At 42.6% G+C, this 5,718-nt stretch carries 6 protein-coding genes and 1 pseudogene; 4 read left to right on the top strand and 3 right to left on the bottom strand.

The features are described 5' to 3' along the window. Positions 1-230 precede the first annotated feature (230 nt). On the bottom strand, positions 231-1,112 hold the full coding sequence (locus EI164_RS14210) for a PHP domain-containing protein (protein WP_192520581.1): 882 nt from the start codon (positions 1,110-1,112) through the stop codon (positions 231-233). Between the two features lie 256 nt (positions 1,113-1,368). On the opposite strand from EI164_RS14210, the gene ispZ reads away from it, so the two are divergent. The 4 genes from ispZ (at position 1,369) to mnmC (ending at position 4,942) form a co-directional block, all read left to right on the top strand. Then, the gene (gene ispZ / locus EI164_RS14205) at positions 1,369-1,920 is read left to right on the top strand and encodes a septation protein IspZ (protein ID WP_192520580.1); all 552 of its coding nucleotides are present in this window, start codon (positions 1,369-1,371) and stop codon (positions 1,918-1,920) included. 128 nt (positions 1,921-2,048) lie between these two features. After that, complete coding sequence (locus EI164_RS14200; RefSeq protein WP_192520579.1) at positions 2,049-2,378, top strand: YciI family protein; 330 nt, start codon at positions 2,049-2,051, stop codon at positions 2,376-2,378. Continuing rightward, positions 2,375-2,809, top strand: coding sequence for a hypothetical protein (locus EI164_RS14195; protein WP_192520578.1), 435 nt, complete (start codon positions 2,375-2,377; stop codon positions 2,807-2,809). The genes EI164_RS14200 and EI164_RS14195 overlap by 4 nt, the downstream gene beginning before the upstream one ends. Positions 2,810-2,848: 39 nt before the next feature. Next, positions 2,849-4,942 carry an FAD-dependent 5-carboxymethylaminomethyl-2-thiouridine(34) oxidoreductase MnmC gene (gene mnmC, locus EI164_RS14190; RefSeq protein WP_192520577.1) on the top strand — a complete coding sequence of 698 codons (2,094 nt, stop codon included), beginning with the start codon at positions 2,849-2,851 and terminating at the stop codon, positions 4,940-4,942. 22 nt (positions 4,943-4,964) lie between these two features. Here mnmC and yiaA read toward each other — a convergent pair whose 3' ends face one another. Beyond that, a complete protein-coding gene (gene yiaA / locus EI164_RS14185; protein WP_192520576.1) occupies positions 4,965-5,522 on the bottom strand; it encodes an inner membrane protein YiaA in 558 nt (185 codons plus the stop codon). Positions 5,523-5,567: 45 nt separating this feature from the next. Then, a pseudogene (locus tag EI164_RS17155) lies at positions 5,568-5,718 on the bottom strand (IS30 family transposase); the annotation flags it as partial.

The raw sequence follows: 5,718 nt of genomic DNA, 5'->3' as shown, positions 1-5,718 counted from the left end.
TGCTTTGGCTGTCACCCTCCTTTTATCTCCTCAGCATACTTTCTGATACACCACCAAAAAAGTAATACTAAAAATAAGTAGTACCAAAGATTAAACGATAATTAGAGGTTTTTCAGTGGATTTAGTAAGTATTTTTTGAGTAGTCCTAGGACGTGTTCAATACGCCCTAAGACAATTTCACTTTAAGACGGTTTTTCTTTAAGGTAATTTCGCTTTAAGACAGTTTCGCCTTAAGAAAACTTTGTAAAAGATTGCCAAACCCCTTGCTGCTCTGGATTTAGGACTGGAACATCACCCAATCGTCGCCACGGCATATTACTACCATGAAAATCGCTACCTATTGAAGTAACAAGATTGTGCTCAGCGATACTGCGATCCACCATTCTACGAGTACTAATTGGCTCACTAGTCGCTGGTAACTCACAGCCATCACCACCTAGCTGAGCAAACTCTTCAATAAGTTTACGCACACGAGTAGCCGACAGCTGATAGCGTGTAGGATGCGCAAGTACTGCCTGCCCGCCACACGCATGGATCAACTCGATACCCTCAGCCATACTCAGCGCATTGATAGCGACATAAGCAGGCTTGTTGTCTGCCAGATATTTATCAAAGGCCTTTTGTACGGTTTTAACTTCACCACGCTCAAACAATACTTGACCAATATGCGCACGTCCAACTGCTTGTGGGTTACCGCCTGCTTTTTTAAGCACATCTTGCCATAGCTCATCATAATTGATATCTAACAACGCGCTGAGCTTTTCGGTGATTTTCTGACCACGAGTAGCACGGCTGTCTTGCAGTTGCTGCAACGTTGCATGCATTTTCTCTCGATCAGTAAAGTCCAGTCCAAGCACATGGATGATTTTATTGGTTGATTTGTTTTTACCGTAACCACCACTCAGAGTATGCTCACAGCTTATTTCTACTCCATTGATGAGCTGCATATCACAGGCAGTAGCAGCCACTCTCGCCTCATCGATTCCTGCTAACGTATCATGATCGGTCAGTGCCAATACATTGACGCCAGCCGCATGGGCACGCTGTACCACTTCTGTTGGTGCATAAGTACCATCAGAGCACGTACTGTGACAATGTAAATCGAATTTCATAAGGTAAGCCTTAGCATTTTTAAAAATAGTAATGGTTGAGAAGAGGCTGAGTCATATACGGTTATTATATTTTATCTAGGTGTATATTAACATCGCTTAATCGTTATATTTGATATTAGTGATGTTCATAAGTCGCCATCATCAGATATTGCCGTGCCGACCGATGATGTAAGATGATTAACATTTTGACTGCTTTTTTTTGACGCAGTAGACGTGTAAACTACCCCATACGTTTTTGTTGGACATACCCTTTGCTATGAAAGCCTTATTAGATCTAATTCCTTTAGTTGCTTTTTTTATTGCTGCTCGATATAACGGCATTTTAGCAGCGGCTGGCGCGTTACTCATCGCCACTATTATTGTTTATGCCATCCATTTCATTCGCCAAAAAGGCAAGTTTGATAAGCAGCAATGGATCGTCTTACTTTTAACCATTGGGTTTTGTGGCATCACCTTACTTTTGCGTGATGATATCTACCTGCGTTGGAAGTCGCCTATTATCAATGGTATCTTTGCTTTCACGCTATTAGGAAGTGTCATCATCAACAAGCCTTTAATGCAACTCGCTATGAAAGATGTTTTTTTACTCACAATGAGCGGTTGGAAAAAACTAACCATTGCTTGGGCATTGTTCTTTGCTTTTATGGGTTTTTTACATTATATCACAGCCTTTACGATGTCAGATGAAGCATGGATTAACTTTAAATCTTATGGCTGGATTCCGATTATGTTGGTATTCATTGTGGCCCAGTTTGCAGTATTAAAAAACTATTTAAATCCAGAACTGACCAACAAAACTACTAAGTAATACTTAGGCTATTATTTTATAATGTCTGCTGTTTTTAGATATCCGCAACGACTGTATTAGTTGCTATGAACTAATTCTTACTAATTAAACACATCTTAAATTAATCATCACTTTATTGAGGAAAACCCATGTCCTTATTTGCCATTATTGGTCACGACGTTGCAGACAGCAGCGCACAGCGTCAAATCACTCGTACCGAACATATTGAACGCCTTAAAGTATTGAACAACGAGCAGCGACTCGTTATCGCAGGACCAAACCCTATCGAGCACGGACAAAGTGCCATGTCAGGCAGTTTAATTATCGCTGATTTTGATTCTATTGAGGCGGCACAGGCGTGGGCAAATGATGAACCTTACTTACGTGATGGTGTCTACAGCCATGTAGATATCAAACCATTTATTCAAGCACTGCCAACCCCTACTGAACAGTCAAATGTTAAAGTAGCAGCATCGTGAATCAGCGTGTCTCTTGTTCAAATACTCGCCAATACAAAGTCAGTCTTGCTGTCTTGATGTTGTTTGCTACGGTATCGGCTCAAGCCATACCCACTATAAATAACACTGACGACAACGATCCATTAGCATTGGCTATAGGTCAAGATACCATTGACGCGCAACAAAACAATCCTTCAGCATTGAATATAAATGGTACTTTAGCGGCGCAACTACAGCCATCTAAACAGGCGCTATCCGATGCCAACCAAGAGCTACTAAGCCGTAATGCTCAGCTACAGCGTCAAGTAAATGATTTGCAAACTCAGGTAAATGTCTTGGTTTATGAGAGTAAAGGGCAGCTATTTTTGTATGGTGCATTTACGGTCTTAATCAGTTTATTAGTCGGTATTTTTATCTCATGGTTGGTATTTACCCGCCGTGATCGCTGGTAACGCCCTCTCTCTTTATTGCTTTATCTTATGTGATTGTCTATGCCTAACTCCATATCTGCATCAAAAGAAACCTGCAACGCTCCTACATCAGCTCAAAATGCTAACTCATTAAACATCATCACTCCAGCCAAGATTGATTGGCAGCTAGATGACACTGGTAAACCAGTACCCGTATCTGGCGAGTTTGGAGATGTGTATTTTTCGCATGCAGATGGGCTGGCAGAGACCCGTCATGTGTTTTTAACACACAACAAATTACCTGAACGTTTGGCAATGCTGAATCCAAAGCAATGCTTTACGATTGCAGAATTGGGTTTTGGTACTGGGCTTAATCTATTGGCAACTTGGGAACTATGGCGGCAGTTACGTCAGGCGCATCCACATTTAGCAACGGCTCGCCTACATTTTATTACGACCGAAAAGTTCCCCATACCACTGACAGATCTGACCCAAATACTAGCCTTATGGCAACAGCGCGCGCCTGAGTTGGCAGCACCAATTTCACAGCTTTTGGCTACCTATCCACCCCTTATCGCAGGCTGTCATCGTTTAAATTTTTATGATGACAACTTGACCGTTGATATGTGGTTTGGTGATGCAGCTGAGAGCTTGGGTAAGTTAGCTAATAAGTTAGCAACGCAACTGGCGAACGCTCCTGCACCTTATGTTGACGCTTGGTTTTTAGACGGCTTCGCACCTTCTTGTAATGAGACACTATGGGCAAAAGACATCTTTGCACAAGTGCAGCGCTTATCTCATCCCACCACGACCGCCGCCACTTATAGCTGTGCCGGTATTGTAAAACGTGGTCTAAAAGAGCATGGCTTTGAGATTAATAAAGTAAAAGGGTTTGGGCGAAAGAAGCAAATGCTAACAGCCGTCATGACGGACGCTATAGAATCAGATGAGCCTCATAGTAACTATACCAACCATCCTGATGGTACTTGTCACATACCTTCTCATAGCGCGGTGATTGGCGCTGGTGTTTCAGGACTATTGACAGCGTGGTCACTAGCTAATCGTGGCATCCAAGTGACTTTATTAGACAAGTCAGCACCGCTAGCTGGAGCATCAGGCAATCCTCGCGCGCTCCTAGCACCGAAGATGACACCGATTCATCATGTCGATGAGCATTTACATACCATAGGTTATCTCTATAGTACTCAACTATATCAACTACTAAATAAGCAAGCAATCAAAGAGAAAACCGCGCCCATACTTGAGCCAACGGGAGCACTAGACTTACTTATCAAAGCCAATATCGGTACAGCGCAAATCGCTGATTACCCTAACCCTATGGCAACCACGCTAAGCAATGAACAAGCAAAGAAAACGGCTGGATTAATAGAACAGGATCTATCAGAAAACCTCTATCTACCGCAGTCAGGATTGGTCAATCCACAAGCATTAAAAGATATCATTCTGACGCATCCGCTCATTAGCTTTCAACAGGTGACAGTTCATGAAATGAGTGAGGCAGACGATGAGGTTGGTATTAAAGGACATAACCAACATAAAGAATCGATATCCATCGCTGCTGATAATGTGATCGTGTGTGCGGCTTTTGAGAGTCATCAGCTGGATAAGCGAATTTTTGATTGTCGTAAAATTCGTGGGCAGCTATCTTGGTTTACACCAACTCCTGAACAGTACGCTAAGCTACCCAAAACCCCGCTCAAGTACAGTGGTTACTGCACGCCTTTCACCGCACAAGTGGGTGACGATGGTTTGAATAATGTAGAGACAGGCCAACCTCAGTTTTTACTGGGAGCGAGCTTTATACGCAATGACATAGACACAAAGATACGCATGGATGAGCATCAGATTAGCCGCGATAAACTGATCACAGCGATTCCTGAAATGGAGGCTATTATTCCAACAGATATGAGCGGATGGCAAGGACGTGCAGGGGTTCGTACCCAAACACCTGACTACCACCCCATCGTTGGACAGTTAAATGATAGTAGACGGATTTGGGTTGTGAATGCAATGGGTGCTAAAGGCTATGCCATTGCACCGCTGTGTGCTGAGGCTTTAGCGGATATGATGATTGGTACATTTTCACCGTTATCAGCAGCGATGCTCGCGCGTCTATCGCCAAACCGTAGGCGTTTACAAGCACCGCTTACTTAAGTGCTTCTTGTAGTCAAAAATGCTAATCATTACCTTCTATTCTAGATTTAACCGAACCAAAAAGCGATTTTCCAGAATCAGACTCAGGTGAGTTTTGATGGGAAATCTTAGCACTATTGTCATTTTTTATAGTGGCTTGAGGCGCGGCTAATGTTCGCATTTGGGTAATATCACGAGTGTTCTTTTGGACAGTCACGGCAGCAAATAAACTCATAGCAAAAGCCATCATATAAAAGCCTTTTTCGCTAAAACTCAAGCTTCCAGCATTCATCAGCCCCATCACAATCAGAGCAATAGACAACCCTAAAGCCGCCCAACTGATTAAATAGTACATGTTTGTCGTTGGAATGCCTTCACTACGATCACGAAGCGTTTTTTGTAAACTAATGGCTGAATAAAGGCCAAGAGCAAGTACTGCAATATAGTAACCTTTTTCGTTTAATAACATGCCCTGTGCGTTCCATAATCCAAATATATACGCCAGCACACCAACTAGCATTACTGCCCAAGAAGTCCCAACATAAGCCGTCGTGGGTTTGTAAGCAGCTAACTGACTCTTAGTAATCATGTCATCGTTCATCGTAGTCCTTAATTAAAAACTTAGATTAACACACCAAGTGCAACGCTAATTAATATTATAGAACGCCTGCATAGGCGTCTTAAACCCTAATCGTTTTCTTGGTCTGTTGTTTAATTTGTTCTCAATGTCCTGCATCTCATCATCAGAGACTTGTCTAAAGTCACAGCCTTTAGGCAGATACTCTCTGATCAAGCCG

Source organism: Psychrobacter sp. FME13, from assembly GCF_014861395.1.
GTDB lineage: Bacteria > Pseudomonadota > Gammaproteobacteria > Pseudomonadales > Moraxellaceae > Psychrobacter.
Note: the sequence above shows the minus strand (reverse complement) of the source record. Positions and strands in the feature narration are given on the sequence as shown.